Origin of the sequence: Falsihalocynthiibacter arcticus (genome assembly GCF_000812665.2) — a bacterium.
Classification (GTDB): domain Bacteria; phylum Pseudomonadota; class Alphaproteobacteria; order Rhodobacterales; family Rhodobacteraceae; genus Falsihalocynthiibacter; species Falsihalocynthiibacter arcticus.
Genome location: NZ_CP014327.1, coordinates 3,157,605 through 3,184,249 on the forward strand (window position 1 = coordinate 3,157,605; position 26,645 = coordinate 3,184,249).

Annotated in this window: 26 protein-coding genes and 1 pseudogene; 16 read left to right on the plus strand and 11 right to left on the minus strand. The window is 54.4% G+C overall.

Annotation, left to right across the window (positions count from 1 at the left end; all coding sequences use genetic code 11):
- Nucleotides 1-397: 397 nt before the first annotated feature.
- A complete protein-coding gene (locus RC74_RS15585) occupies nt 398-1,558 on the plus strand; it encodes an IS30 family transposase (RefSeq protein WP_062628233.1) in 1,161 nt (386 codons plus the stop codon).
- A gap of 282 nt (nt 1,559-1,840) precedes the next feature.
- Here the strand turns inward: RC74_RS15585 and RC74_RS15590 are convergent, their stop codons facing one another.
- Nucleotides 1,841-2,185 (minus strand): YbaK/EbsC family protein, encoded by a 345-nt coding sequence (locus tag RC74_RS15590; RefSeq protein ID WP_052274817.1) that lies wholly within the window; start codon nt 2,183-2,185, stop codon nt 1,841-1,843.
- Nucleotides 2,186-2,259: 74 nt separating this feature from the next.
- Between RC74_RS15590 and RC74_RS15595 the strand changes: the two genes are divergently transcribed.
- The 3 genes from RC74_RS15595 to RC74_RS15605 are packed head-to-tail and all read left to right on the plus strand — an operon-like array spanning nt 2,260 to nt 5,786.
- Nucleotides 2,260-5,043 (plus strand): [protein-PII] uridylyltransferase family protein, encoded by a 2,784-nt coding sequence (locus RC74_RS15595; RefSeq protein WP_039002184.1) that lies wholly within the window; start codon nt 2,260-2,262, stop codon nt 5,041-5,043.
- Nucleotides 5,036-5,311 (plus strand): hypothetical protein, encoded by a 276-nt coding sequence (locus RC74_RS15600; RefSeq protein ID WP_039002185.1) that lies wholly within the window; start codon nt 5,036-5,038, stop codon nt 5,309-5,311. The genes RC74_RS15595 and RC74_RS15600 overlap by 8 nt, the downstream gene beginning before the upstream one ends.
- Nucleotides 5,274-5,786 carry a protein-tyrosine phosphatase family protein gene (locus RC74_RS15605; protein WP_169798745.1) on the plus strand — a complete coding sequence of 171 codons (513 nt, stop codon included), beginning with the start codon at nt 5,274-5,276 and terminating at the stop codon, nt 5,784-5,786. Before RC74_RS15600 ends, RC74_RS15605 begins: the two co-directional genes overlap by 38 nt.
- Before the next feature lie 46 nt (nt 5,787-5,832).
- On the opposite strand, the gene eda is transcribed toward RC74_RS15605, so the two are convergent.
- Together eda and edd are read right to left on the minus strand one after the other, a co-directional pair.
- Nucleotides 5,833-6,474, minus strand: coding sequence for a bifunctional 4-hydroxy-2-oxoglutarate aldolase/2-dehydro-3-deoxy-phosphogluconate aldolase (gene eda, locus RC74_RS15610; protein WP_039002186.1), 642 nt, complete (start codon nt 6,472-6,474; stop codon nt 5,833-5,835).
- Between the two features lie 58 nt (nt 6,475-6,532).
- On the minus strand, nt 6,533-8,338 hold the full coding sequence (gene edd / locus RC74_RS15615) for a phosphogluconate dehydratase (RefSeq protein WP_039002188.1): 1,806 nt from the start codon (nt 8,336-8,338) through the stop codon (nt 6,533-6,535).
- Nucleotides 8,339-8,569: 231 nt separating this feature from the next.
- Between edd and RC74_RS22315 the strand changes: the two genes are divergently transcribed.
- The 4 genes from RC74_RS22315 (at nt 8,570) to RC74_RS15630 (ending at nt 11,377) form a co-directional block, all read left to right on the plus strand.
- Complete coding sequence (locus RC74_RS22315) at nt 8,570-8,737, plus strand: RSP_7527 family protein (protein ID WP_156477496.1); 168 nt, start codon at nt 8,570-8,572, stop codon at nt 8,735-8,737.
- Between the two features lie 192 nt (nt 8,738-8,929).
- Nucleotides 8,930-9,583: a DUF6778 family protein gene (locus RC74_RS15620; RefSeq protein ID WP_156477497.1), complete on the plus strand. Its 654-nt coding sequence runs from the start codon at nt 8,930-8,932 to the stop codon at nt 9,581-9,583.
- Between the two features lie 53 nt (nt 9,584-9,636).
- Nucleotides 9,637-10,836, plus strand: a complete 1,200-nt coding sequence (locus RC74_RS15625) for an RSP_2647 family RNA methyltransferase (RefSeq protein WP_039002189.1) — start codon at nt 9,637-9,639, stop codon at nt 10,834-10,836.
- Nucleotides 10,829-11,377, plus strand: a complete 549-nt coding sequence (locus RC74_RS15630; protein WP_039002190.1) for an RSP_2648 family PIN domain-containing protein — start codon at nt 10,829-10,831, stop codon at nt 11,375-11,377. The genes RC74_RS15625 and RC74_RS15630 overlap by 8 nt, the downstream gene beginning before the upstream one ends.
- A gap of 85 nt (nt 11,378-11,462) precedes the next feature.
- On the opposite strand, the gene RC74_RS15635 is transcribed toward RC74_RS15630, so the two are convergent.
- The 6 genes and pseudogenes from RC74_RS15635 to RC74_RS15655 form a co-directional block, all read right to left on the minus strand.
- Entirely contained in the window at nt 11,463-11,960 is a 498-nt protein-coding gene (locus tag RC74_RS15635; RefSeq protein WP_039002191.1) for a hypothetical protein, read from the minus strand.
- Between the two features lie 495 nt (nt 11,961-12,455).
- Nucleotides 12,456-13,637 carry a vWA domain-containing protein gene (locus RC74_RS15640; protein ID WP_039002192.1) on the minus strand — a complete coding sequence of 394 codons (1,182 nt, stop codon included), beginning with the start codon at nt 13,635-13,637 and terminating at the stop codon, nt 12,456-12,458.
- 1 nt (nt 13,638) lies between these two features.
- A complete protein-coding gene (locus tag RC74_RS22555) occupies nt 13,639-13,806 on the minus strand; it encodes a hypothetical protein (RefSeq protein ID WP_169798746.1) in 168 nt (55 codons plus the stop codon).
- A gap of 28 nt (nt 13,807-13,834) precedes the next feature.
- Nucleotides 13,835-15,202: a DUF2927 domain-containing protein gene (locus tag RC74_RS15645; RefSeq protein WP_039002193.1), complete on the minus strand. Its 1,368-nt coding sequence runs from the start codon at nt 15,200-15,202 to the stop codon at nt 13,835-13,837.
- Nucleotides 15,203-15,646 carry a GNAT family N-acetyltransferase gene (locus tag RC74_RS15650; protein ID WP_039002194.1) on the minus strand — a complete coding sequence of 148 codons (444 nt, stop codon included), beginning with the start codon at nt 15,644-15,646 and terminating at the stop codon, nt 15,203-15,205.
- Nucleotides 15,643-16,481 (minus strand): annotated as a pseudogene (locus RC74_RS15655) (AAA family ATPase). The gene RC74_RS15650 and the pseudogene RC74_RS15655 overlap by 4 nt, the downstream one beginning before the upstream one ends.
- Before the next feature lie 183 nt (nt 16,482-16,664).
- On the opposite strand from RC74_RS15655, the gene dksA reads away from it, so the two are divergent.
- Entirely contained in the window at nt 16,665-17,087 is a 423-nt protein-coding gene (gene dksA, locus RC74_RS15660) for an RNA polymerase-binding protein DksA (protein WP_039002196.1), read from the plus strand.
- Nucleotides 17,088-17,159: 72 nt separating this feature from the next.
- The gene (locus RC74_RS15665) at nt 17,160-18,344 is read left to right on the plus strand and encodes an FAD-dependent monooxygenase (RefSeq protein WP_039002197.1); all 1,185 of its coding nucleotides are present in this window, start codon (nt 17,160-17,162) and stop codon (nt 18,342-18,344) included.
- On the opposite strand, the gene xth is transcribed toward RC74_RS15665, so the two are convergent.
- Nucleotides 18,341-19,147 (minus strand): exodeoxyribonuclease III, encoded by an 807-nt coding sequence (gene xth, locus RC74_RS15670; RefSeq protein WP_039002199.1) that lies wholly within the window; start codon nt 19,145-19,147, stop codon nt 18,341-18,343. The genes RC74_RS15665 and xth overlap by 4 nt on opposite strands.
- A 32-nt stretch (nt 19,148-19,179) precedes the next feature.
- Nucleotides 19,180-19,503 carry a HesB/IscA family protein gene (locus RC74_RS15675; protein WP_039002200.1) on the minus strand — a complete coding sequence of 108 codons (324 nt, stop codon included), beginning with the start codon at nt 19,501-19,503 and terminating at the stop codon, nt 19,180-19,182.
- Nucleotides 19,504-19,573: 70 nt separating this feature from the next.
- Here RC74_RS15675 and RC74_RS15680 point away from each other — a divergent pair, with 70 nt between their 5' ends.
- The 6 genes from RC74_RS15680 (at nt 19,574) to scpB (ending at nt 26,643) form a co-directional block, all read left to right on the plus strand.
- Entirely contained in the window at nt 19,574-20,758 is a 1,185-nt protein-coding gene (locus RC74_RS15680; protein ID WP_039002201.1) for a deoxyguanosinetriphosphate triphosphohydrolase, read from the plus strand.
- Nucleotides 20,759-20,827: 69 nt separating this feature from the next.
- Nucleotides 20,828-22,570, plus strand: a complete 1,743-nt coding sequence (gene argS, locus RC74_RS15685) for an arginine--tRNA ligase (protein WP_039002202.1) — start codon at nt 20,828-20,830, stop codon at nt 22,568-22,570.
- Between the two features lie 76 nt (nt 22,571-22,646).
- Complete coding sequence (locus RC74_RS15690) at nt 22,647-24,134, plus strand: SPOR domain-containing protein (protein ID WP_052274819.1); 1,488 nt, start codon at nt 22,647-22,649, stop codon at nt 24,132-24,134.
- Nucleotides 24,131-25,156 carry a beta-N-acetylhexosaminidase gene (gene nagZ / locus RC74_RS15695; protein ID WP_039002203.1) on the plus strand — a complete coding sequence of 342 codons (1,026 nt, stop codon included), beginning with the start codon at nt 24,131-24,133 and terminating at the stop codon, nt 25,154-25,156. Before RC74_RS15690 ends, nagZ begins: the two co-directional genes overlap by 4 nt.
- A complete protein-coding gene (locus tag RC74_RS15700; RefSeq protein ID WP_052274820.1) occupies nt 25,149-25,970 on the plus strand; it encodes a segregation and condensation protein A in 822 nt (273 codons plus the stop codon). The genes nagZ and RC74_RS15700 overlap by 8 nt, the downstream gene beginning before the upstream one ends.
- A complete protein-coding gene (gene scpB / locus RC74_RS15705; protein ID WP_236939952.1) occupies nt 25,960-26,643 on the plus strand; it encodes an SMC-Scp complex subunit ScpB in 684 nt (227 codons plus the stop codon). The genes RC74_RS15700 and scpB overlap by 11 nt, the downstream gene beginning before the upstream one ends.
- The last annotated feature ends 2 nt before the right edge of the window (nt 26,644-26,645 follow it).

A 26,645-nucleotide genomic window follows, 5' to 3' on the forward strand; every position in this document is an offset into this window, starting at 1 on the left:
CTCTTGAAATCGGTCCGGCCTGTTGGGGTGCCGCGATAGATGGTGAAAGGGCTTATCCAAAGCTTGTCACCATCCTGAAACCCGTCACCGTTGACACGTCGCCAGCTTGACCCGACTACCCATATCCCGCCCGAATGGGGCGCCTACACAATCGGTTACCTGTGTGGGCCGGAGGGGGGGCGAATTTGCAGGAACAGACTTCTCGCTGAAGACCAATGAAAGTCGCAAACGCGTTGGCTTTCATGCGCTCTGATTTCAGGAAAGCTGACTTTCGCCAGAAACGCTGAGAGTCCGTCTTGGTTCCACTTTGCAGACCACAGCGAATGACCCGTTTCCGCGGTGGCCTCAACTGGTCGACGCAACACTTTAATCTTTAGGAAGAGATGGAGTGTTTGCCATGAAATATCGTCGTAGGATTTATTATTCAACTGAACCGCGTGCTGAGATTTGGGATTGGTGGCAGCGAGGCGAGTCGATGAGGTCGATTGGGCGCGTTTTTGATCGCCAATCATCCTCAGTCTTTTCCGTGATCTCACCAACGGGTGGGATACGCCCACCAGATCGCAGACGCGGGCACGTTGCATTGAGCCTTTCTGAGCGCGAGGAAATATCCCGCGGGCTGAGCACCGAGCAGTCCTTGCGTGCGATTGCGCATCAGTTGCGACGTGCGCCCTCGACGATCAGCCGAGAGGTGCGGCGCAATGGTGGCCTTGCAGGTTATCGTGCAATCGCGTCTGATCAAGCGGCGTGGGATCGCGCGCGGCGTCCCAAGATTTGCAAGCTGGCTTGTCACCCGAAGTTGGCCTGCGCAGTATCAGCAAAGCTGCGGCGCAAGTGGTCTCCCGAGCAGGTTGCGGGCTGGCTCAAACGCGCTTTCCCAGGAGAGGCACACAAACAGGTGTCACACGAAACGATCTACAGAAGCCTTTATATACAGGCGCGAGGCGTCCTTAAAAAGGAACTCCTGGAGCATCTGCGCGCAAGACGGACTGTCAGGCGCTCCAAACACGCCAGCCAGAAGCGCAACGGGAATGGCCAGATTAAGAATGCTGTATCTATCAGCGAAAGGCCTGCGTCCGTCGAAGATCGGGCCGTTCCGGGCCACTGGGAAGGCGACTTGATTGGCGGATCCAAGAACAGCTATATCGCAACCCTCGTTGAGCGGCATTCACGGTACGTGATGCTGGTTAAAGTCGCCAACAAAGACACCGAGAGTGTCGTCACGGCGCTGATCAAGTCGGCTCAGAAGCTGCCCCGTGAGCTTTACAAATCTCTGACATGGGATCGCGGAAAAGAGCTGGCAGATCATCCGCGCTTTACGTTGGCCACGGATGTTGATGTCTACTTTTGCGACCCACAGTCGCCTTGGCAACGCGGATCAAACGAAAACACCAACCGGCTTTTGAGGCAGTATTTGCCGCGCGGTACCGACTTATCGGTCCATTCCCAAGCAAAGCTCAGTGCAATCGCAAGGCAACTCAACGAACGCCCTCGCAAGACCTTGCAATATCAAACGCCAGCAGAGAAGTTCGCAGAGTGTGTTGCGTCGACCGGTTGAGATCGCCGCCAATAGTGTCGATCCCCTTGATTTGCGCTAAATTAAGCCCCAAATCTCTTTCCAGTTCAGAAGGAATTTTCGACTTCAATTGCCGGTTATGCGGCTGCTTGAAGCCCCATAAAACCCTTATTTAACGCTCGACTGCAAGACTTTATGTAATGTCAGTTTTTTAGTTGCACGACCTCTCGATTAGCCCTTTTAAATAAGGCCTACCACCGCATCATCCCACTTGTTCCCGCTTACTGCAAGTTACGGTGTCAAGCTACATCTAGGAGTCGAGGATCAAAAACGCACGTGGTTGGGAAAGGCGCCCAATCGGAGAGACGCCGCCAATCGCGAACCCTGTTTGGGTGCGAATGTGTTTTGCGTCCGCTTTTCCCAACGAGGCCTCAAGAGGGCGCTGGCCTTAATCAAACAGATTTTCTTGCCGCCCGCCGTGATAAAAATCACTGCTGAGCCGTCCTCCTCATTTCGAAAAATGATCGATTTGGCGATTTGATCCACCTCACAACTCGCTGCATTTACTGCGGCTTGCGCGGTGCGGATGCCTTTGCTCACTTCAAGAATTTCGACTTTCAGGCCAGCGGTTTGGAGGGCCGCTCGGACACGTTTTAAACTTTTGTTCATCGGGGAATGCCTCAAATCTCTTAAGGGTCCACAAGGCTTATTGACCCTCCCGCCATTCCCCGCACGATCAAAAAATGACATTTCAAAATCGTATGACCCGCGCGCCGATTCCTTTTGACCCTGATCGCGGAATTGACGCGCGCGCGGCCTTGCCAGATGTGACGGGGCCCCTTGGGGATTTGATCGCAGGGGCCGCGGGGTGTTCGCCTTATTTGTTTAGCTTAATGTGCCGCGAATCCCATTGGATTTCGCCTGCGCTTAATGGTTCGCCAGAGGAGGCTTTGGCACTGGCTTTGGACGACTTGAAAGCCCTTGCGCCCGATGAAATGGCCGCTGGATTGCGCCGCGGGAAACGCCGTATTGCGCTGTTGGTGGGGCTTGCGGATTTGGCCGGCGTTTGGGATTTGGCGCAGGTCACTCAAGCCCTTACGGATTTGGCCGATACCGCCGTTGACCGCGCGATCCGCACGACAGTCACCCAAGAAGCGCGGCGCGGAAAACTCCCCGGATTTGCGCGCGATTCCGAGGAAATTACGGGCGGCATGGTTGCGCTCGCGATGGGGAAAATGGGCGCGGGGGAGTTGAATTACTCCTCCGATATTGACCTCATTTGCCTGTTCGACGAAAGCCAATACGAAGATGACTCCTATTTCGACGCCCGCACCAGCCTTATTCGTGCGACTCGCCGGATGGCAACGCTGCTTTCGGAGGTCACGGGCGACGGATATGTGTTTCGCACCGATCTGCGGTTGCGGCCTGACCCAAGTTCGACGCCCGTGTGTATGGCGATGGACCCCGCCGAGCGCTATTACGAGAGCATGGGGCGCACTTGGGAACGCGCCGCCCATATCAAAGCGCGCCCCGCAGCGGGGGATATTGAGGCGGGCGAGGCCTATTTGGAACGACTGGTCCCTTTCGTGTGGCGTAAGCATCTGGATTTTGCCGCGATCCAAGACGCTCATGATATTCGCCTCAAAATTCGCGCGCATAACGGGTTTACGGGCGCGATTACCCTGCCGGAACACAATATGAAATTGGGTCGCGGGGGTATTCGCGAAATCGAGTTTTTCACCCAAACCCGCCAGTTGATCGCAGGGGGGCGCGATCGTGAATTGCGCGGGCGGGGCACGGTTGCGATGCTCGGGGAATTGGCAAAAAAGGATTGGATTCCGTCAGAGACGGCCAAGATTTTGGCCACACATTATAAGGACCATCGCGAAGTTGAACACCGTTTGCAAATGATTTCCGACGCCCAAACCCACACCCTCCCAAAGACCGAGAAAGGGTTTCAACGGTTGGCAAATTTCATGGGGCAGGGCGATGTCTCTGTTTTGAAACGCGAAATTCGCGAGCGGTTGGAAGAGGTCCATGACTTGACCGAGAGTTTCTTTGCGCCCACGCAAGCCCGCGCGGCTCCCGAAGTGAGCGCCGAGATGAAGAATGTGATGGCGGGGTGGCCGAGTTATCCCGCGTTACGGTCCTCGCGCGCGGTGCATATATTTGAACGCTTGAAGCCCGAGATACTGTCACGCGTGATGGCCTCGGCGTATCCTGAGCAAACCTTGAGGCAATTCGATGGGTTTTTAGCGGGATTGCCTGCTGGGGTGCAGTTGTTCTCGCTCTTTGAGGCCAATCCACAACTTATTGACCTTATTCTGGATATCTCGAGCATTGCCCCGAATTTGGCCAAATATCTGGCCAGCAATGCACAGGTTTTTGATGCGGTTATTGGCGGCAGTTTCTTTGACGCTTGGCCGGGTTTAGAGACGCTTCAAGGCGACCTTTCCGTCTTGCTCGCGGGCTATTCCGACTATGAAAGCCAGTTGGATGCGGTGCGCCGCTGGATGAAGGAATGGCATTTCAGGATCGGTGTCCACCACCTGCGTGGATTGATTTCGGCAAACGAAGCAGGCCAGCAATATGCGGATTTGGCGCAGGCAGTTTTGGCCGAGGTTTGGCCCGTCGTCGGGGTGGAATTTGAGCGCAAACATGGCTCGGTTCCGGGGCGTGGGGGCGTGGTTTTGGGGATGGGCAGCCTTGGCGCGCGCAGGCTTCATGCCGCCTCTGATCTTGATCTCATCGTAATTTATGACGCGCAAGATGTTGAGGAAAGTGACGGGCGGCGTCCTTTGGCGGTGCGGACCTATTTCGCCCGTTTAACGCAGGCTTTTGTTACGGCGCTTTCGGCTCCAATGGCGGAGGGGCGTTTGTATGAAGTGGATATGCGGTTACGGCCCTCTGGGCGCGCTGGCCCCGTTGCCACTAACTGGGCTGCGTTCAAATTCTATCAACTTGAGGAAGCTTGGGTTTGGGAGCATTTGGCCCTGACTAGGGCGCGACCTGTCGCCGGAAATGAGGCGTTGGCGGCCGAGTTTGAAGTTTTTCGGGCGGGAGTTCTTGGGCAAAACGGTGCTGCGGATCGGGTGATTCCGCAGGTTGCCGAGATGCGCGCGCGTATTTCTGTCGCAAAAACTCCACAGGGGGACAACGACGCAAAAATCGGCGAAGGGCGTTTGCAAGATGTGGAACTTTGTGCGCAAGCGGTGGCCCTGATGGCAGGATTTACCGGCTTTTCCGTCGCCGAGCAAATTCAGGCAGGAAATCTATTACCTGCGCAAAAACAAACTCTTATGGAGGCGGGGCAATTGATGTGGCAGTTGCAAGCGGCGGCGCGTCTTTTGAATGAGGGACCATTGAATGTTGAGGACATCGGAGTTGGCGGGGTGCATTTTCTTTTGCGGGAAACAGGGTGTGAAAGCCTCGATGACATGAGAAATCGCCTTGCGGAAGCCGCGAATTCCGCCCAAATGGTTATTGAAGACCTGTTTGGCCAACCAAAGGAGTCCCTTGATGACTGATGCGAGATTTGATCCCAAGGGATTGATTAAAGATTGCTTTTCGATGGATGGCATCACGGACGCGGAATGTCGTTCGGTGTTTGTCGATTGGGCGTTGAGTGTACCAGCTGATGTGGATACGCGCGAGGCGCTTGAGGCGCTAAATGTGCAATATCAACAGGGTCCAGAGGGGCATCCCATGCTCACGGTTCTCAAGGAGAGTTTGTTGGAACCCGCTGTCACAGGACGCCGTGGCGGCTGGTCGGGGCGGCGTACTGGTCGCACGTAACGTGTCAACGATTGAGGTGTTTGCCGTCGCGACTCCTGCGCGGGGAGCGTTTTTTATCATGCCACATCCGGCTGAGAGTGCGGCATTTTCTGTGTTGGCAAAAAAGGGCGTTAAGTCAATTGTTTCCCTTTTGGAAGCAGTCGAGGCGGGCAAACTAGGATTGGCCCGTGAGTCGGAGCAATGTACCGCAGAAGGAATTGAGTTTCGTAACATGCCGATTGCCGATTTTGCCTTGCCGGATGGTAAGCAATTCGCTGATATCTTGCGCCTGATTTGCACCGATTTAGAGGCGGGCAAATCGGTGGCGGTGCATTGTCGCGCGGGAATTGGTCGCTCGGGGATGGTGGCATGTGGGGTGCTGATGCGTTTTGGTGCGACGGCGCAGGAAGCACTTGTTCAGGTCTCAAAGGCACGGGGTGTGGATGTGCCAGATACTGCAGAGCAACGCGCTTTTATTGAGGATTTTCGGCCCTAGTAAAATCCCGCCACATGTACGCAGCGGGATTTTTGAATTTAGGGTCTTAGCGGGAAAGCGCTGCGGCTTCGCGGGCGAGGGCTTCGATGCTCTCCCAATCGCCAGCTTCGACGAGTTTCTTCGGCGCGACCCAGCTTCCACCGACACAGAGCGTGTTGGAAAGGCCGAGATAATCGGGCGCATTCGCAAGGGACACGCCGCCCGTTGGACAGAATTTTACCTGTGGGATCGGACCGCCGATAGACGCGAGCGCTTTTGCGCCGCCATTGGCTTCAGCAGGGAAGAACTTCTGGGTGGTATAGCCACGTTCCAAAAGACGCATGGCCTCGGTGGACGTTGCGATTCCGGGCAGCAGCGGCAAGCCCAACTCTTCGCAGGCATCCAAAAGAAGATCCGTCGCGCCAGGCGACACACCAAATGTCGCGCCCGCTGCGATGGCGTTTTTGACGTCTTGAGGGGTAAGCAGGGTGCCCGCACCGACAACGCCGCCGGCAACTTTTGCCATTTCGCGGATGACATCAAGGGCGCAAGGCGTGCGCAATGTCACTTCGAGAGCCGGAAGGCCGCCCGCGATCAGGGCTTGTGCGAGGGGGCGTGCATGCGCCACGTTATCAACAACGAGAACGGGGACGACTGGCGCCAAGAGGCAGATTTCGGTGGCGCGTTTGCTTGCGTCTTGTGGGGTCACTTTGGGGGTCTCCTAAAAGGAATATTGGGCCGCATGGCGGCTTATAATGTGTCTCGAACTAAACGACAACCGCCGCGCCTTCAGTGGAGGAGCCAACGTTATCGCGGAACACCGAAAACAACTCGCGGCCAATGCCGTGGCCGTTGTCCGACAGATCCGGCTGTGCGACGGGACGCGCGTCAAACCCTTCCTCAAGGACGTTGAGTTTGCCGTTGATCGCGTCAACCTCGACCATATCGCCATCGCGCAATTTTGCCAGTGGTCCACCAACGGCCGCTTCGGGCGAGACGTGAATGGCGGCCGGAACCTTGCCCGACGCGCCAGACATGCGGCCATCGGTGACAAGCGCCACGTTGAGGCCGCGATCCTGCAGCACCATGAGGCAGGGCGTGAGGCCGTGCAATTCGGGCATACCGTTGGCCTTGGGACCTTGAAAGCGCACGACGATCACCGTGTCGGTGGTGAATTCCCCCGCTTTGAAGGCGTCTTTTACGGCGTCTTGGCTGGCGAAAACACGAGCCGGTGCAGTGAGGGTTTGACGCGCGGACTCCACCGCCGAGACTTTCATCATGCCAGTCCCAAGGGAGCCTGAGAGCCGTTTTAAGCCACCCGCCGTGTTGAATGGGTTGGTTGCGGGGCGCAAAATCTTTTCGTTTTCGCTCTTGCTGGGGCCAGTTTTCCACTCAACAATTCCGTCAATAAGCACGGGATCAAGCGCGTAAGGTGCAAGGCCTTGGCCCATAACGGTTGTCACATCAGGGTGAAGGAGGCCCGCAGCCAGAAGCTCGCCAATCACAAAGGCAAGTCCACCTGCCGCGTGGAAATGGTTCACGTCAGCGAGGCCGTTTGGATAGACTTTGGTCATCAAGGGGACGATGGCCGAAATATCCTCAAAGTCTTGCAGTTCGATGATAATTCCCGCCGCGCGCGCCATAGCAGGGAGGTGGAGGACAAGATTGGTCGAACCGCCCGTCGCCATCAGGCCAACGATACCATTCACAAAGGCACGCTCGTCTAAGATGTCGCAAACGGGGGTGTAGTCGTCGCCCAAGGCGGTGATTTCAAGGGCGCGTTTGGCGGCGGCATTGGTAAGGACGCCGCGCATATCACCTTCGGGTGGCACAAAGGACGCGCCGGGCAGGTGAAGGCCCATGAATTCCATCAACATCTGGTTCGAGTTCGCGGTACCGTAAAACGTACAGGTGCCTGCGCCGTGATAGGAGGCCATTTCCGCCGCCATAAGCGCGTCGCGGCCCACTTCTCCGGTGGCAAATTTCTTGCGCACGGCGGATTTTTCGTCGTTGGGGAGGCCGCTGCTCATGGGGCCAGCGGGGATAAAGACCGTTGGAAGGTAGCCAAAGGTCGCTGCTGCCATCACCATTCCAGGAACGATTTTGTCACAGACGCCAAGGAAAACCGCCGCGTCAAACGTATTGTGGCTGAGGGCAATGCCTGAGGCCAAGGCAATCACGTCACGTGAAAAGAGCGACAATTCCATGCCAACTTGGCCTTGAGTGACGCCATCACACATGGCCGGAACGCCGCCTGCAACTTGTGCTGTAGCACCGACAGACCGCGCGGCTTCCTTGATCTGGTTGGGGTAGGTCTCAAACGGTTGGTGCGCCGAGAGCATGTCGTTATAGGCCGTCACAATCCCAAGGTTGGGCGCGCGGTCGGCGGCAAGTGTATCCTTGTCATCGCCCATAGCCGCATAGGCGTGTGCTTGGTTACCACAGGAGAGGTGCGCGCGACGCGGCCCTTCACTGGCGGCAAGGCGCATGCGGGACAGATAAATGTCACGGCTGGGTTTGGAGCGTTGAATAATACGGTCGGTGACAGCTTGGAGTTGAGCGTTGACGGTCATGTCATATCCTTTGGGCCAAGGAGGAAAGGGAAGTGATAGGGGCAGGTAGCACATCCTGTTAGCGCTAACAATAGAGAGTTCGACATGTTCACCAGATTTTGACAATACCCGCGCATTCCTAAGGTATTCGAAAAACGCAAGTCGGGCATGTCGAAACATCTGTAGTCACGCAAAGCCAGTTGGCCTAAATGGAAGGTAAGAAATTATCGACTTATCCGTAGGAGGCCTACCATGGCTCTAGTGATCAATAACAATACTAAAATCGACATGTTTGAAATTGAAAAACGCGCACGCGCCCTTCGCGCACAAGCAACACGCGATATGGTCAAAGCCATTGGCGCCTTCGTGAGCCGTCTTGTGCATAGCGGTGCAGCAAAGCCCGCCGCAACAGGCGCGTAAGACCTACTAAATCTGCAAGATCCGTCGAGGGTTGCGTGAAAACGCGACCCTTTTTGGTTTTCTAAGGCTACGAAGTTCACGATATAACCCCATCATAAGCGCGAAATTGCCCAGTATCCTGCGCATTGTCGCCCCAATTCACCTCCAAAGTTAATGTGAGCAGAAAACAGGGCAGAAGCCCGGAGGTGAAAGATGAAATCTATCAAAGCTATATGCGTTGTTGCCGTGGCCCTAACACTCTCAGCATGTGCTGGCACCGAACAAGTGAGCCGTGGCACAACTCCCGCATTTCCAGTTGTTATGGCTCCAGCGGTGTTTTCCGTTGATGCTGTCAACGTTATTGTACCAGAATCGCTGAAGGTCTCCGAGGCACATCTTTTTTACCCATTTGCCGACATTGTATGGCGCGGTGATGTGCTTGGCGACCGCCACGATCAAGTTGCCTCTATCTTTACAACCGGAATGGGGCGCGGCGCGAAAGCCTTTAGCGGCAAGCGCCATGTCGTCGTTGACATACAAGTCCTTCGGTTCCATTCCTTGACCGAGCGGGCGCGCTATTCCGTCGGCGGTGTTCATTCGATCAAATTCGTCATGAATGTACGGGATTCTCAAACGGGCACGCTTCTGATGGACTCAAAAGTGATCAAGGCCGACTTGAATGGCTATGGTGGCGCGCGGGCCGTTGCCGCGGAACAACGTGGTTTGACGCAAAAGGTGCGTATTACCTCCCATATTGCAGGTGTCTTGCAACGTGAGTTGACCCAGTTGAGCACACGACTTGAAGGAAATCCGGGTCAAATGTTTACCGTGAGCCCCTCCACGAACGTTTTGGACGACGCCGCATAGCACAAAGGGCGCAAGACCCTTTCCATAGCTGAAAATTACGCATAAGAGGGGGCATGACGCATCCCTCTTATCCCATTATCCGCCTTAAACCCAACGCCGAAGCTCGCGCAATCCGCCACGGCTTCCCTTGGGTTTACGCCAATGAACTCGTGACAGACCGCCGCACAAAAGCGCTGGCGTCCGGTGCTTTGGCCATTCTCGAAGACACAAATCGCGCCCCGATGGGCGTTGTGACACTCAACACCAAATCCAAAATCATCGCCCGTATTCTGGACCGTGATCCAGAGGCCAAGATTGACGCGGCATGGTTTGAGGCCAAGCTTCGCCGTGCGCTTGATCATCGCGAACGGCTGTATGACACGCCGTTTTACCGGCTTGTGCACGCCGAAGCAGATGGCCTTCCAGGGATCGTGATCGACCGCTTTGGCGATGTTGCCGTGATTCAGCCAAATGCCGCATGGGCAGAAGAACTCTTTGATACATTGAGTGCCGCCTTGATCAAGGTCACCGGTGTAACAACCGTTGTGAAAAACGGCACGGGCCGCGCCCGCAGCCTTGAGGGGCTGACCGAGGAACTTGTTGTAATGACAGGTGAAATCGACGCGCCAATCCCTGTGCCGATGAATGGTGCCACCTATATGGCGGACATTCTGGGCGGCCAGAAAACCGGATTGTTCTTTGACCAACGCCCCAACCACGCCTTTACCCAGCAGCTCAGCAAAGGCGCAAAAGTCCTTGATATGTTCTCGCATGTTGGCGGGTTTTCCCTCGCGGCCTTAGCAGGCGGCGCGACATCGGCACTGGCCGTTGACAGCTCCGCAGGCGCGCTCGAACTCGCGCGCCAAGGGGCCGTTGCCAGTGGCTTTGAGGATAAATTCACCACCCGCAAAGGCGACGCGTTCGACGTCTTGGCCGCTTTGGCCGAAGAGGGCGAAACCTTTGACGTCGTTGTCTGTGATCCACCTGCCTTTGCCCCTTCCAAAAAGTCGCTCGAAGCAGGTTTGCGCGCTTACGAACGGATTGCCCGTCTTGCGGCAACCTTGGTAAAACCGGGCGGCTATCTGGTTGTGTGTTCGTGTTCCCACGCCGCAGACCTCCAGAAGTTCCGCAACTCAAGTGCACGTGGAATCGGCCGCGCTGGTCGACGTATGCAATTGGTCAGCACGAATTTCGCCGGCCCCGATCACCCGCTTTTGCCGCATTTGGCAGAAAGTGGATACCTCAAGGCGCTGACTTTCCGCCTTGATGTCTAAGATCCTTCTCGACGCTTGTGTTCTCTATCCTACCGTTATGCGTGCAGCCCTTATCGGGGCTGCGCGTGCGGGGCTTTATACGCCGCTTTGGTCAGAACGCATCTTGGAAGAATGGGCGCGGGCAGCGGCGCGGCTTGGCCCTGTTGGCGAAATGATCGCTCGTGGGGAAGTAACTGTTTTAAAAGCGGAATTCCCGCGTTCCTGCATCGCCGAGGCCAAGGGGCTTGAACGCCGACTTTACCTTCCCGATGCCAACGACATTCACGTTTTTGCCGCTGCAATCGCAGGGCATGCGGATGCTATTGTCACGATGAATCGCAAAGATTTTCCCAGAAATATTCTAGCCGAAGAAGGGCTAGATCGCTTTGATCCCGATAATTTTCTGCGCGGGTTTTGTACGACGCATCCCAAAATAATGAACGATATCGCAGCTGAGATAACAACAGAAGCACGTCGTCTGTCTGGTACGGATATCGAAACCCGCAAACTCTTTAAAAAGGCCCGTTTACCAAGATTTGGCAAGGCCGTAGAGCAAGTCTAAATTCTGCGCGATAGCTGAAATAGAAAGAGGCGGGGTGTCATCCACTCCGCCTCTTTTTCCGTTACAGGGTAATTAACCAAGTAGCTTACCAGTCGGCGATCTCGATCAATTCCGCAGTTGTATAGGACGCAGGGTCAAGGCCAAGGACGGCAGCAAGTTGACGTTTGCCAGGGCTCACAGCATTTGGTGCGAGCTCACTGATTTCACCTGCAGCGCGCGCTTTGATGAACGCGACTTTTTCCAGATCATTCTCGTTTTCGGCAACAGAAAGCTCAATGAGAGTCGAAGCAGTGTATCCATTGGTGGATACGCCTTCGATAGCAGCCAATTCAGCGACGCCACCGCTTACATTCCCAGTGTAGTCTGCGCGCGACACGCGGTTTTCACCCAAGAGGTAAAAATTTAGTTTTTCAACGTCTTGAGTTTTGCGTGCTTGGTCAATTTGGATCAATTCCGCTGTTGTATAAACGCCAGCTTCAACTCCTGCAATTTTAGCGAGTTGATCGTTGCCTGCATTAGCAGCACCAGCGAAAGGAAGGGCTACTGCAAGAGCCAGAGCGGAAAGAGTTGTTTTGTTAAACATGTTAGTCTCCATATGTGTGCGACAAGATCCTGTATCAGCAATCATTGCCGCGTTTCGATGATAGACAAATATGCGGTGCTCGCAGCTTTAAAAAGGGGAGCTTCGTTCACAGTAAAATGATCTTAGTCATTAGAAACTAAGATATTTTTTCGTGAGGGGGTTGAAATCGAACGCCCTCGCACCGTTCAAGCAAAATACCATAAAAGGGTGTTTTTTTCAAGGTAGCGCTGTGCAAGACTGCACCAAACATGCGCGGATAGTTGCGCGGGCGTGAATGCAGGTCGCATCTGCATTTCTGCACGGTTCGGAAGGGTTGACGTACTTGAAATACCAACGGTGAGGAGGGAGGTATAATTTTTGCCGCATTTCCAAGTGTATAGTTGAATATGCGATTTGGGGTCGGAGGCTTATGTGAACTTCGAGCAATAAGTCGATGCGGTAAAATATTACAGAAATGAGACCAAATTTCGGACAAGATAGTCGGACATTTTTCGCCTACGTCAGGATTTTCATCGCTTTTGTGAGCCCATCAAGACTCATCGGAACCATTTTGTCATCAAAAATATCGCGAACCATGTCGATGGATTGGGTATAGGGCCAGTATTTCTGGTCCAGTGGGTTGATCCAGACGTGATTTGGCCATTGCTCGCAGGCGCGTTCGAGCCACGTTTGCCCAGATTCGTCATTCCAATTTTCGTTTGCACCACCTTTATAGGCGATTTCATAGGGGGACATCGACGCGTCGCCCACGAAAATACAACGGTAATCCGATCCATAGCGGCGCAAAATATCCCACGTGGGGATTTGCGCGTTCCAGCGGCGGGAATTGTCGCGCCACACCCCTTGATAGAGGCAGTTGTGGAAATAGTAGTGTTCGAGATGTTTGAATTCGCTCCGCGCGGCGGAAAAAAGTTCCTCAACCAGCTTGATATGGGCGTCCATACTGCCGCCGACGTCCAGAAACAGCACAACCTTGATCGCGTTGTGCCGCTCGGGCCGGGTGATCACATCGAGGTATCCATTATGGGCCGTAGCGCGGATGGTTCCATCGAGATCAAGCTCTTCATTCGCCCCATCGCGCGCCCAGTTGCGCAACCGTTTCAGCGCGACTTTGATATTGCGCGTGCCAAGGGCAACGCTGTCGTCGAAATCCCGAAACTCTCGCTTGTCCCAAACCTTGACCGCACGTTGATGGCGGCTTTCGGATTGCCCAATACGTACGCCCTCGGGATTGTAGCCATGCGCGCCAAAGGGCGAGGTGCCACCTGTGCCGATCCATTTGTTGCCACCTTGGTGGCGCTCTTGCTGCTCCTTGAGGCGCTCTTTGAGGGTCTCCATCAGCTTGTCAAACCCGCCCAAACCTTCGATCTCGGCTTTTTCCTCTGCGGTGAGGTGCTTTTCAGACATTTTTTCGAGCCAGTCAGCCGGAATATCGACGGCCTCAAGGACTTGGGCGTCCGTAATCTCGGCGATGCCGTCGAAACTTAGCGCGAAAGCTTTGTCAAAACGATCAATGTGGCGTTCGTCTTTGACCATCGCGCTGCGCGCGAAATAATAGAAGGTTTCGATGTCATAGGTCGCGATTCCCGCCTGAAGGCCGCGCAAAAACACCAGAAACTCGCGCAGAGTCACGGGGACATTCTGGCTGCGCATTTCGGTGAAAAAGCGCAGGAACATATCAACCCACGGCGCGTGCGAAAATCAACGTGATAATGACTGAAAGGAGGCCGAAAATCAGGGCAAAAACGGTTGCGTAATGGACATAATCCAAGGTTGCACCCTCGCGACGACGGGCAAAAAGCGCCCCGACAAGGGCACCGGCGATCAAGGCAAAAATTGTGTTCATATATTTCTCACTCTGGCATTGAACCGCGCTAGGATCGTGTTGAAACCAATCCTGAAATCTCGGCTTGGCGACGGCGGATCGCGTTTATATCGGCAAACCCATATCGTGCCCAGCCAAGGCTGTCGAGGGCGACCGCCTGTGCCTCTGCGTCGCGCCCCAAAAGGAGGAGGGCCTCTGATTTGATCATCAGGAGCGTTGAAAGCAAAATTGCGTTCTCTGAGGCGCGGGCGTCGGCCAGATGGCTGTCGGCGATTTGCAGCGCGGCTTTGCCGTTGCCGTCGATCAAGGCAAACCCCGCTAATTGCATCCCGATATGCGCTAACTGTGCTTGGGTGTTGCCCGTCTGAATGTAATATTGGCGTGCTGTGAGAAATTGTTTGAGGGCATAATCCGTATTGGTCGACAAAAGCATACGGGAATACACATAGTGGGAAAAGGCGCGTCGTGTATCCGTCCAGCCATATTTTTGTGCTATTTCAACGGCTTGTGCGGCGGACTGTGTGCGTTTTTGTTTTGGATTCCCCGGTGAAAGCGCGGTCTCAATGGCGCGTTTCCACTCTACGGGCGTTTGAAGGGCAGGTGCCGGACGCACAGCGCCTCCCGATGGGTTGAGGCGTTGGAGAACCGTGGGAAGTGCGGCTTGCACAGCGCTACTGGTCATTCCGGAGCGCAATTCTGGCGCGTAATAGGTGCGCAGAATGAGCATGTCAAAGCCCGTAAGGATTGTATGGAAATTGTCATCGTTAAACACGCTGTCCGGCAGACGGTAGAGATCATTTAGTGGCCCAAGCGCTTGAGCGAGTTCTTCGTGCAGACAGTCCCGAAACTCTTGTGTACTCACGTCATTTGGGATGAAAATTGCGGTGTGTTGACGCGATCTGAGGGTCGTCCAATCGGTGACAGCGCCACGCCGGTTGCGCTTGTAATCGGACCAATTCGTAATGCGTGGCACCACAAAACAGGCCGCATTAGGCAGGTACTTTTGCAGCGTCCTGCGGGAAATGGTTTCAATATTGATCGACGCCGTTTTATTTTGGGGAACCATCGTGATCTGAATGCCAGCCTCGCGCTGGATACGCGCCAAAAGGCGGGCCAATTCGTTGTCGGCACCCGGCGGGCGCTTGCCGCTCATGCGGACGGTGATCGGCCCTTCAAAGCGTGACAGGGTTTCGATCCGGCGGCCACTTTCCAGACGAAACGAAAGATCAAGGAAGTCTTGTGCGATCTGGCTATTGGAGCGATTGGCCCGTGGAATAGCGGTGCCGGAAAAGGTTTTCATCGCGGGAAATGTATTGCCGTCAAACTGGGTTCGAGAATCTCTGCGGGCGGTAGGTTCATGGACCGTTGGCGCTGCACAGGCTGAAAGAAGGAGGAGGAAGGCAATTTTTTTAAACATTTATGGTCCCTGATATTTGAGGAAAGGGGTCAGACTTGCAATCCTATCATAAAGCTGACGGGCTTGGGCATTATCTTGAGCGGTATTCCAATAAACGGACGGATTTCCCGCCTTAGCGGCTTTTTCATAGACGGCTTCAATGAGGGCGCGCCCAATGCCTTTGCCGCGCACATGCGGATCGGCCCAGAGGTCTTGCAGATAGCAAACGTCTTCAACTTTCCATCCGTGGCGGTGGAAAATATAGTGGGTTAGGCCAACAGGCTTACCGTCAATCTCTGCGATCAACCCGTTGAAATCGCGCGGGTCATCCCCCAAGAGGCGCTCAAAATATACGTCATAAATGTGGTCGGGAAGGGTGGTTTTGTAAAAGGACAGATATCCGCGCCAAAGGCGACTCCACTCGGATTTGTCCTCAAGTGTTAGGGGCCTAATATGGACGGTCATCGTTGCCCCCGAGCGATAAAAGCAAGGCGTTCAAAGAGAGCAACATCTTGCTCATTCTTCAACAATGCCCCGTGAAGTTTCGGAAGGGACGACCGCGCATCGCGTTTCAGGTCTTCTGCGGTGAGGTCTTCGGCAAGCAATAGTTTTAACCAATCTAATACCTCGGATGTGGAGGGCTTTTTCTTGAGGCCTTGGGTGTCACGGATTTCATTAAATTGGGTCAAAGCTGTGGTCAAAAGCTGTTCTTTTATGTTCGGATAATGCGTTTTGACGATCGCTTTCAACGTGTCGAGATCGGGAAAACGAATGTAGTGGAAAAAGCAACGACGCAAGAACGCGTCTGGGAGTTCTTTTTCATTATTGGATGTGATGATCACAATCGGGCGCTGTTTCGCGCTGATTGTTTCCCCTGTTTCATAGACATTGAAGGCCATTTTATCGAGCTCTTGGAGCAAGTCGTTCGGGAATTCGATGTCGGCCTTGTCGATTTCATCAATCAGCAAAATCACCCGCTCAGACGAGTCAAAGGCCTGCCAAAGCTTGCCCTTTTTGATGTAATTGCGCACATCGTGCACGCGTTCGTCCCCAACTGGCTATCGCGCAGGCGACTGACCGCATCATATTCATAAAGCCCCTGTTGCGCCTTCGTCGTCGATTTGATGTGCCATTCCAGCAGCGGCATGTTGAGCGCTTTGCTGATTTGAACCGCGAGTTCGGTTTTGCCCGTTCCAGGTTCGCCTTTTACCAAAAGGGGACGTTCCAAAGTAATTGCCGCATTTACGGCAACCGTCAAATCTTGCGTCGCTACATAAGCGTCCGTACCAGTGAATTTCATAAGGTTTATCGTGGCCTATCTGTAAAGTGTCCGTTGAGCTTACCGTCATGGTGGAAATGCTTCAATGGGCAGCTAAATCGGGGTGACAATCGGTTTAGGATGCAATAAACCACGCGCAGTATGAGGGCGCCTGATAACCGACTCACTCAAAGTTAAGGTATCAGGACTGTACGAGGAGCAGGCATGAAAGCCACTGAAATCTTTTCCGAAGACTATAGTCCCACTGAGGACGAAGACTTCATGAATGACCGCCAAACAGAGTATTTCCGCCGCAAATTGCTGGATTGGAAACACGAGCTTGTCGCGGGAAGCAAAGACACCCTTGAAGGTCTCGCAGACGGAACGCGCAACATCCCTGATGTTGCTGACCGTGCGTCGGAAGAAACCGACCGCGCGCTTGAGTTGCGCACACGGGATCGTCAACGCAAGCTGGTGTCCAAAATTGATGCCGCTCTGCGTCGGATTGACGAAGAAGAGTATGGATATTGTGCGGTCACTGGCGAGCCAATTTCGTTGAAACGTCTTGAAGCGCGCCCCATTGCGACATTGTCCCTTGAGGCACAAGAATCTCACGAGCGCCGCGAAAAAGTTCACCGCGACGATTAAGCGCTCTTAATAACCAATAATTAAAGCCGCCGCCGTATTCATACAGCGGCGGTTTTGCGTTAAGGCAGTTCTATGTTGCTCATTGGTCAAAAAATTAGCGTCCTTGGCGCGGGAATCGGCGGTTTAACCGTCGCCACAGCGCTGGCGCATCGTGGGGCGCAGGTTACGATCTATGAACAAGCGTCCGAGATCAAAGAGGTCGGCGCGGGCATTCAAATCTCGCCCAACGGTTTTGCGGTTTTGCGGGCCTTGGGGATGGGGGACGCGCTTAGAAGCATAGCGCGACGGGGACGCCGCGTAGAGCTTTTGGATTTTCGGCGCGGCGGTCCTGTGTTCTCGCTTGATTTGGATGTGAACGGCGACGGGTTTCCCTATTATTTTGTCCATCGCGCCGATCTTATTTACCTGCTGGAAGAGGCCGCCCGCGCCGCTGGTGTTGAAATTATTTTGGGGCAAAGGGTTGAAGCTGTTGATGTTTCTTCTGCAACGCCGCGTCTGAAGCTGGACGATGGCACAGAAATTTCCTGTGATGTTTTATTGGGCGCGGATGGCTTGCACTCTAAGGTGCGCGCGGCGCTCAACGGTGAAGCGCCGCCAAGGTTTACGGGCCAAGTCGCGTGGCGTGCGATTGTGCCCTCTGCCGAAAACTCCCGAAACGAGACGACCGTTAAGGTCTATATGGGCCCCGGATGTCACTTCGTTTGCTATCCGTTACGCGATGGGTCAATGACCAACATTGTAGCGGTTCAAGAGCGAGATCTTTGGGCCGACGAAGGCTGGAATCACGCCGACAATCCGGATAATTTGCGGACCGCATTCGCGGGCTTTCGCCCCGAAGTTCAAGCCTTGCTTGCGAAGATCGAAGATACACAGCTTTGGGGGCTTTTCCGACACCCTGTCGCACCAATCTGGCACAAAAACAACGCCGCAATTCTAGGAGATGCAGCGCACCCGACTTTGCCTTTTCTGGCGCAAGGCGCGGTTATGGCGTTGGAGGATGCGTGGGTTTTGGCGGATGCTATGATTATGGCCGAAACCGCGGATCAGGCGTTTGCGCTTTATCAAAACACCCGTTTTTCAAGGGTGTCGCGGATTATTGAGGCCGCAAGTCAAAATGCCCGCAACTATCATTTACGCCCGGGACCTTTTCGCACATTGGCGCATGGGGCACTTAAACTCGGATCGCACATCGCACCCCAGATGGCCGCAAAAAAGTTCGACTGGATTTACACCCATGACGTGACAAAAAACACCTAAGCGGCGAGTTCAACCCAGACAGGCACGTGGTCCGAGGGCTTCTCTTTGCCGCGCACTTCGCTGTCGATTTGGCAATCGGTCAGCAGGTCGGCGCATTGCGGCGACAGCAGGAAATGATCGATGCGAATACCGTTGTTTTTGTTCCATGCGCCAGCCTGATAATCCCAGAAACTATAGTGATCAGGGCCTTGCACGCGGGCGCGAAACGCCTCGGTGAAGCCAAGATTTAGGATTCGACGCCAAATCGTGAGACTTTCGGGGCGGTAGGCCGCGTCGCCTTCCCATTGGGCGGGGTTGGCAGCGTCTTCGGCTTGGGGAATAATATTGTAGTCGCCGGTCATCAGAACGGGGATTTCTTCGGCCAAAAGGGCCTGTGCGCGGGTATAAAGCCGCTCCATCCACCCCAGTTTATAGGCGAATTTACCGCCTGCGACGGGCTTCCCACCGGAGTCCAGTTCCACCGGATTGCCGTTTGGCAAATACAACCCGCAAACGCGGATCGGCGTGTCGCCCATGACAGTCGCTTCGATCCAGCGCGCTTGCTCGTCAGCTTCATCTCCGGGTAATCCGCGCGTGACATCTTCGAGAGGGTATTTGCTCAGAATCGCGACGCCGTTAAAGGATTTCTGGCCGTGGACTTCGACGATATAGCCCATGTCCTCAAAAAGTTCGGATGGAAAACCCTCGTCTACGGTCTTGATTTCTTGTAATAAAACTACGTCTGGTTTAGCCTCCTGAAGCCACTCGGGCAGGGCGTTGATACGGGCTTTGATACCATTGATATTGAATGTCGCAATTTTCATTTTTGCTCTTCCACCTGTTTTTTAGAGAGGTTTTACATGGAAAAGCTGGTGCCGCAACCACAGCTTGCGGTGGCATTCGGGTTTTCGATGGTAAAGCGTGCGCCGATCAATTCTTCCGAGAAGTCGATCACAGCATTCGCAAGAAACGGCAGGGAGACGCTGTCGACAACAACTTTCTCGCCGCCGCTTTCAAGGACCAAGTCTTCGTCCAAAGCTTCGTCGAGTTTGATTTCATACTGAAAGCCACTGCATCCGCCGCCTTCTACCGCGACACGAAGGACTTTCCCTTCGCCAGCAGCACCGATTTCGGCGAGGCGTTCAAAAGCACGTGGGGTCACTCGAGGGGGTAAAATCATTAGCGCGTTTCCATTCTGTTACCAAACACATATAAGGTGTCTAACGCACAGCGACAACAGGCAGAACATTATGCTCGCAAAATTTGCTTCCGATCCAGCTAGAAGTAGGGGACGCCTGTTTCCTGAAGAGGAAAGCGCACACCGCTCGCCGTTTCAACGGGATCGGGATCGCATCATCCACGCCAGCGCCTTTCGGCGGCTCAAACATAAAACCCAAGTGTTTATTGAACACGAGGGCGATTATTTCCGCACGCGCCTCACCCATTCCATCGAGGTGGCACAGGTTGCGCGGACATTGGCGGGAAGTTTCGGGCTCAATCAAGAACTTACCGAGGCCGTAGCCTTGGCGCATGATCTAGGGCACACGCCGTTCGGGCATACGGGCGAGGATGCGTTATCGGCGCTGATGGCGCCCTATGGTGGCTTTGACCATAACGCACAGGCCTTGCGGATTGTGACCGATTTGGAGCGTCACTATGCCGAATTCGATGGCCTCAACCTCACATGGGAAACGCTTGAAGGGATTGCCAAACACAACGGTCCCGTCACGGGCAATTTGCCCTATGCGCTGGTTGAATATAATGCCCGCCACGATTTGGAATTGGATACCTATGCCAGCGCCGAGGCGCAATGTGCAGCACTTGCGGATGACATCGCCTATAACTCGCACGACTTGCATGACGGGCTTCGTGCGGAACTGTTTTCAACCGATGATCTGTCTGAGCTCCCGATTCTAAGCGATTGTTTTGCAAGGGTTGATGCGAAATATCCAGACCTGAATTATTACCGCCGTCGCCACGAAGCCTTGCGCCGGTTCTTTGGGGTTTTGGTCGAAGATGTGCTGGTTGAAAGCAAGGCCCGCCTCGCAGACCTCAACCCGCAATCCGTCGAAGATATTCGCGGCGCAGGGCGTTCGATGATTCAATTTTCAACACCTGTTTGGAAAGACCTAAAAGAAATCCGCGCGTTCCTGTTTACGCGGATGTACCGCGCGCCGATGGTTGTGAAAATGCGTGGAAAAGTGACGCAAATGGTGGATGAGTTGTTTCCGCTCTTTATGTCCAACCCAGATCTGCTGCCAAAACAATGGCGCAAAGATGTGGCCGATAGCGAAAGCGAAATCGAATTGGCGCGGATCGTGGCGGATTATATTTCGGGGATGACCGATCGTTTTGCCATTCAGGAACACAAGCGTCTGATTGGCGGCGTGAAGCCCAATAATATCGTGACGGGACAGATCGAGTTTAAAGATTAACGCGCATCGGAATGGTTGAATGTTCCGTAGATCATGCTAAACCGCGAGCATAGCTATAGGAACCAAAGAATGAACCTTTTTGCCGAAATTCGTGGCCTCGTGATCGAGAGCCTTAATGCCATGACATCCGAGGGGATTTTGCCCGAAGGACTCGATTTTGCGAACGTCGCAGTTGAGCCTCCGCGCGATGCAGCTCACGGCGATATGGCAACGAATGCAGCAATGGTTTTGGCCAAACCCGCCAAAATGAAACCACGTGAAGTGGCCGATGCTTTGGCGCTCAAACTGACTGCGGATCCGCGCATTGACCTTGCCGAGGTTGCCGGCCCCGGTTTTCTAAATTTGCGTTTGGCACCCAACCTTTGGCATGGGATCGTTAAGACGGCCCTTACGGACGCGACCTATGGTCGTTCTGATATGGGCGCGGGCATTAAGGTAAACGTTGAGTTTGTCTCCGCCAACCCCACAGGCCCCTTGCATGTGGGCCACACACGCGGCGCGGTTTTTGGTGATGCGCTGTCAAGCTTGCTGGATTACGCGGGCTATGACGTGACCCGCGAATATTACATTAACGACGGTGGCGCACAGGTTGATGTGCTCGCGCGGTCGGTTTACCTGCGCTATCTTGAGGCGCTTGGCCAAGAGGTGGCATTTGAGGATGGCACTTATCCGGGCGATTATTTGATCCCCGTTGGCAAGACACTTGCCGAAGTTTATGGCGATAAACTCACCAAAATGGAGGAGGCCGAGTGGCTTCCTATGTTGCGCGATTTTTCCATCGACGCGATGATGCATTTGATCCGCGAAGACCTTGCGAGTTTGGGTGTCGAGATGGACGTTTTCTCAAGCGAGAAAGCCCTCTATGGCACGGGCCAAATCGAAGGTGCCATTGAGGCGCTTCGCATGCAAGGCTTGATCTATACGGGCACTCTTGAGGCCCCCAAAGGCAAGCTCCCCGAAGACTGGGAACCCCGCGAGCAAACCTTGTTTAAGTCAACAGAGCATGGCGATGACGTGGATCGCCCCGTTATGAAATCAGATGGCGCATGGACGTATTTCGCCCCTGATATCGCCTATCACTATACCAAAATCGAGCGCGGATTTGACCAGTTGATCGACGTCTTCGGCGCGGATCACGGCGGCTATGTGAAACGGATGAAAGCTGCGGTCTCCGCACTTTCGGGCGGCGAAGTCTCTCTTGACGTGAAATTGACCCAGCTTGTCCGTCTGTTTAAGGATGGCGAGCCGCTTAAAATGTCCAAACGGGCAGGGACCTTCATTATGTTGCGCGATCTGGTCGAGCAAGTTGGCCCCGATGTGACCCGTTTTGTGATGCTGACCCGCAAAAACGACGCGCCCTTGGATTTTGATTTTGCCAAGGTTCAGGAGCAAAGCAAAGATAATCCCGTGTTCTATGTTCAATACGCACATGCGCGGGTGAACTCGGTTTTGCGCAAGGCGACCGAGGCGGGAATTTCCTGCGAAGACAAAGACTTGATCGCTGCCGATCTTAGTGGACTGATCCATCCGTCAGAGATTTCCTTGGCCAAGAAAATCGCGGAATGGCCGCGAATGGTCGAAATCGCAGCGCGTACAAATGAACCGCATCGCATCGCGTTTTACCTATTTGATATTGCCTCCGAGGTGCATGCCTTGTGGAACCTTGGCAACGATGATGTGACGCTTCGGTTTATCCAAGAGGGTGAAGTGGCAACGTCGCAAGCTAAAATTGCGCTCATTCGGGCAGCAGGCGTTGTTATTTCTTCAGGTCTTGGTATTCTCGGAGTTACTCCGGTTCAGGAAATGCGCTGACGACAAGTGCAATTGAGCCGGATCTTAAGCAATACAGGGGGCATTTGCCCCATGTTAAGATTGTGGCGAGGCAAACATGAGCGAGCAGGAGCGCCCCTCTGGGCGACCCCAAAAACCCCAGGATTTTTCCCTGCCCTCCCTTGGCGAGGAGTTGGATTCTGACGGGCGTCCGACGGGCCGTTCTGGGGCGCGGAAAACTGCGTCTCGGCCTTTTGATCCCACGCAATACGTCCAAGGTCGCCCCGCAGGAGTGCAGGCGGACGATAGCCGTTCAACCCGTCGTGGCCCCCGTGAAGACATCGATTTGGAGGATTTGCCACCGCCATCTTACCAGCCACAAATCACACCTCAGCCCGAAGTTTCTAACCAACCCGAGGCGTTCGATCGCGTCTACTCTCGTGTGGATTCCCGTGCTGATACCAAAGAGGTAGAGGCTGAATCCGCGTATATTTTTGTACCGGCAAACCGCGCTCAATCTGTGCCCGACCCCATTCCTGAACCCGCGCATAGACCTGCACGGCCAATGGCAAAAATATTGAACCTTGTCGGCGCTGCGACATCCATCGCTTTGGTTTTGGGGCTCGGTTTTTGGGGGTATCGCTTGGCGGTGCGCGACGTTTCGGGCATTCCAATCGTTAAGGCTCTTGAGGGGCCCATGCGCATTCAACCCGAAGATCCAGGGGGCGAATTGGCGACCTATCAAGGATTGGCGGTGAATGCGGTTCAGGCCGTGGGCGAAGCGGAAGCGACAGCAGATCGGTTGGTTCTTGCGCCATCACCGGTCGAAATTCGGGAAGGGGATGGTGTGTTATCTGCCCCCATCATATCCCTCAAAAGTACCGATAAGAGCTCGGAGCAGACACCCGATGCTCCAAAGAAACTTGAAGCGTTTGTGGCAAATGCCCCAGAAGCGCTCGATACTCCTTCGGTGCCCGAGGTTGATGAAATAGAGGAATCTGAAGCGGAAGAAATCTCCGTTGAAACGCCCAAGCAAGAGATTGCGATCCAAGCGCCTGCTGCGTTGGATGTTGTTGCGGCTTCAGAACAAGTGCTCATGGATGATAACGAAGATCAAGCCCTTGCGACCGAGTTGAGCGGTGATGATTTGCAGCCGGATGTCATCGCCACTTCAGTACCGGGCGTTTCGAAATCGCCACGTCCTCTTGATCGTCCTGCGGATTTCTCGGATCGTGTTTTGGAGCAACGCATCATCGCGAGCCAAACAAGCGCAACATCGTCGACACAAATAGGTGAAGAGGGGGAGTCGCAAGGATTAAGTGCTGTCGAAATTGCTCCTGAAAATCTACCCGCTGGCACCAATTTGGCACAGCTCGGCGCCTATCCAAGTGCCGATATTGCCCGCGCGGAATGGGACAAGAAAGCGGCCAAGTTTGAAGACTTTATGTCGGGAAAAACACGGGTCATCCAGCAAGCCGAAAGTGGCGGTCGCGCGTTCTATCGTTTGCGTGTGCACGGGTTTGACACGATCAACGAAGCCCGCCAATTTTGTGCCGCGCTTCAAGCTGAAGGAGCGGAATGTATTTCCGTTGTGATACGTAAATGAGCGAGAATACTGCTATTCAGACCGCGACAAGCGCCGTCATTTTTGGCTGTTCAGGACCAGAACTCCTGCGCGCAGAGTCCGATTTTTTTGCTCGGATCAAACCCTTTGGATTTATTCTGTTTGCCAGAAATATTGAGTCGCCCGAACAACTTTTAAAATTGACATCTGATCTGCGAAACAGTGTTGGTTGTGACGCGCCGATATTGATCGACCAAGAGGGTGGTCGCGTGGCCCGCATGCGCGAGCCACATTGGCGCGAATGGCTGCCAGCACTTGACGAGGTCGCGATATCCTCTGACCCTGAGCGCAGCATGTATTTGCGTTCGCGGATCATGGCACAGGAATTACTGGCCGTCGGCATTGACGCAAATTGCGCGCCCGTTTTGGATTTGGTGCGTCCGGAAACTCACGGTGTTTTGGCCAACCGTTGCTATGGCGAAACCCCTGAAATGGTTGTGAAAATAGGCCGCGCGGTTGCCACTGGTTTGCGTGATGGGGGCGTTTTCCCTGTGGCGAAACATATGCCAGGGCACGGGCGCGCGAGTGTCGATAGCCACAAAGACCTCCCGCGCACAGACGCCACAACCGAGCTTCTCGCGGCGCATGATTTTGCTCCCTTTAAGGCGCTTAATGACCTCCCTATGGCGATGAGCGCTCATGTTGTTTACGAGGCCTATGACACTGTTCCTGCAACAACATCCCAAAAAATGATCCGGTTGATCCGAAAGGATATCGGTTTCTCTGGCCTGTTGATGAGTGACGATTTGTCGATGGAAGCTCTCTCGGGAACGCCCGCCACACGCGCGGCGGCCTGTCGGGAAGCGGGCATTGACGTGGTTTTACATTGCAACGGAATTCTGTCGGAAATGGAAGCCGTCGCCGAGGCCGCGGGCCCTCTGACGGATGTTGCGAAAATACGTGCGCAAAATGCCTTGGCGACACGCCGCGCCCCAGATGACGCGGATATTTCCATTTTAGAAGCTGAACATCGCGCACTTTTGTCTGGAGCTGGCCGTGTCTGAAAACCTGTTCGCATCAGAAGAATTGGCCATAAAAACAGCGGATGACCTCTCTGTTGAGGAACGTTTGGCGGCGGAATCTCTGATTGTGGATGTGGAGGGGTTTGCCGGACCTCTCGACCTTTTGTTGTCGCTCAGCCGGACCCAAAAGGTGGACTTGCGGCGCATTTCGGTGACGGAATTGGCTGAGCAATATCTCAAGTTTATCGATCAAGCTAAGGCGTTGCGTATTGAATTGGCTGCTGACTATTTGGTTATGGCCGCGTGGTTGGCTTTTCTGAAGTCACGGCTCCTTTTGCCCCCGATTCCAGGTGAAGACGGGCCTACGGGCGAAGAACTGGCCGCGCATTTGGCCTATCAGTTGGAACGTTTGCAAGCGATGCGCGATTGTGCAGCCCAACTGATGGCCCGCGATCAATTAGGGCGGGATTTCTTTGCGCGTGGCTTCCCAGAAACGGTGGAACGCGTGCGTAAAGTGACGTATTCGGCGACGCTTCTGGACCTGATGCAGGGATATGCGCGCACGCGGACCCGAGACGATTTTCGTCCCTTCGTTTTGGATCGCCACTCAATTTTAACTATGGAGCAAGCCCTTGAACGCCTGCGCGGGTTGATTGGCTATGCGGGGGATTGGACGGGGCTTGAGACCTATTTGCCGGAAGGGTGGAACTTTGATCCCGCAAAACGGCGCAGCGCCACGGCCTCAACATTTGCAGCCTCGCTTGAGTTGGTGAAAGCGGGGCAAATCGAGATACGTCAAGGTGACGCATTTTCGGCCATTCAAATCAGAAAGAGGGCAGATTCCAATGGCGATTGACCCCCAAAACCACGCCGATCCGGGCCCACAAATGGATGAGAGCCTGTTTGAGGCCCCCCCGCTGGCCGAGCAAGAGCGCATGGTTGAGGCCATTCTTTTTGCGAGTTCCGAACCCGTTACTGTACGCGAGCTCGAAGCACGGATGCCGCATGGGTGCGATGCGTCGGAGGCGCTTGTTTACCTTCGTAAACGGTATGAAGGGCGGGGAGTGACGATCAATCGGGTCGGGGATGCGTGGGCCGTGCGCACGGCGGGTGACCTAAGTTACTTGATGCAAAAAGAGATTGTGGAAACGCGCAAGCTCTCGCGTGCGGCAATCGAAACGCTGGCGATTATCGCCTATCACCAGCCTGCGACCCGTGCAGAAATTGAAGAAATTCGCGGCGTGTCGGTGTCGCGTGGAACGATTGACCAACTTCTTGAGATGGAATGGATTCGGTTCGGGCGGCGTCGGATGACACCGGGGCGACCGGTAACTTTTGTTGTAACTCAGGGGTTTCTGGATCACTTTGGTCTAGAGAACGCGCGCGATCTGCCCGGCCTCAAAGAGTTGCGTGCCGCTGGATTGTTGGAAAATCGACCACCACCCGGACTTATTCCAGGGATGCCAGACCATACTGAAGATGACGACGATGAATCGATAGATGGTATTGATCAAGGCGAAATGTTTTAAGA